Origin of the sequence: Nonlabens dokdonensis, from assembly GCF_002162835.1 — a bacterium.
Lineage (GTDB): Bacteria > Bacteroidota > Bacteroidia > Flavobacteriales > Flavobacteriaceae > Nonlabens > Nonlabens dokdonensis_B.
On record NZ_MAAX01000190.1, the window covers coordinates 1 to 1,522 of the forward strand.

General features: G+C 33.1%; 2 protein-coding genes. One reads left to right on the top strand and one right to left on the bottom strand.

Annotated elements, in window-relative coordinates:
• Nucleotides 1–678 (top strand): outer membrane beta-barrel protein (locus A9Q93_RS12745; RefSeq protein WP_303687784.1); only part of this gene is annotated, 678 nt, incomplete at its 5' end.
• 27 nt (nt 679–705) lie between these two features.
• On the opposite strand, the gene A9Q93_RS12750 is transcribed toward A9Q93_RS12745, so the two are convergent.
• Nucleotides 706–1,191 carry a CIA30 family protein gene (locus A9Q93_RS12750; protein WP_303687785.1) on the bottom strand — a complete coding sequence of 162 codons (486 nt, stop codon included), beginning with the start codon at nt 1,189–1,191 and terminating at the stop codon, nt 706–708.
• Nucleotides 1,192–1,522 lie beyond the last annotated feature (331 nt).

Genomic DNA, 1,522 nt, shown 5'->3' on the forward strand with positions numbered 1-1,522 from the left:
GTGTTTGTAACCGATTTATATTTGCAAAGGGGATTTACTAGTGGTGATAATTTTGCTGGTAATGGTCTAGAAGGTGGAGTAGGTTATGGTTTAAGGATGCAATTTTACTTGCCTAAAAACTTTTACTTAGGTGGATCGCTCACTCAAGACTTTATGAACGTGACCAGTACCGCGGTTGTTGGGGAATACTCAAAATCTACTAAATTTAATGCTTACTTATATGCCGGATATGACTATCAACTAAATGATTATTGGGGTATAACTAGTGATATAGGTTACGGTTACAGCCAGAATAAAAATAAACAGAGCCCATCACAAGGCGGCGGCAAATTTAGGGATACTGGAAATGTATTACGTATTACGACTAGTGTAGAATACATTTTAAATAGTTCTACTTCTTTTTATATAAGCCCTAGTTTTGAAATGGTTTCTTATAACATTAATACCGCAAGAGCTCTGGAAGATCGTTTTAACAATGCTAACTACCTTAATATAGCAATAGGGATACGCTTGAGCGCGAGGGATTACAAGAGTATAGCTTTAAACAAAACAGATAATCAAGAACTTCAAGAATTACAAAATCGTAACCGTGAAGATCTAAGCATTAAAGAAAAACGAAGACTTTATTTTCTCAAAAAAAGAGAAGAACGTAAAATGCGTAAAGCACGCAGAAACTGAAATTAGTTACAACTATCTGCCTAGCATTTAGGATTTGATAAGCTCTATAGAATCTAGCAAAATTTCAAAATTTTCTCTTTTTCCATTAGCGATTAATATAGTGATGCTAGTTATTTGATCTTTATCAAAATTAGGGATATTCAGCTTATTTCCTCGCCAGGATGGATACATATATGCCAGCGGTATCTCAAAAGTTTCCCAGTCTCCAGACGTTGAAATTTCTTTAATATAGTTATGTCTATCGCTTGAAAAAGCTTTAACTCTCAATTGATAGATTTTTCCATCACCTTTAAGCCTCACTTTAAGTTTATCCTTAGAACCGACTTCCAAAGTATTAAAATTGTAATCTACAGAACTGAAACCACCATTACTTTCAGTAGTTACAAGACCATGAAATTTACCGTAACCTTCGTCAGTAAGTGAAAACCTACCTTGAGAAATTCCTCCCATGACTCTATCGTCCACAATTTTCCATACAGAAATATCTGCATTCTTATTAAAATCAAATATCATGGTGTTCAAATGAAATAAAAAAAGACTAAGCGTTGTACTTATTATAATTCGTATCATAGACTTGTAGACGTATTGATTCACAACTTCTTACTATTAAAACTCTTGAATAAATTAGTAAAATTACAAGTAGCGTATATAATACTGAAAAAGTAAAGAGAAAGTGTTGATCTCGCTTTCGCGAAAGCGAGACTGAAATAGTATACATAAAAAAAGCAGTGCTTACTCCAGCACTGCTTTTATAAATCAAATTGAAGGATAAATTATTTGATTACTAGTTTTTTAGTAAGGCTAGTTGTACCAGAAGTAATTTGAACTAAGTAAACTCCTGCAT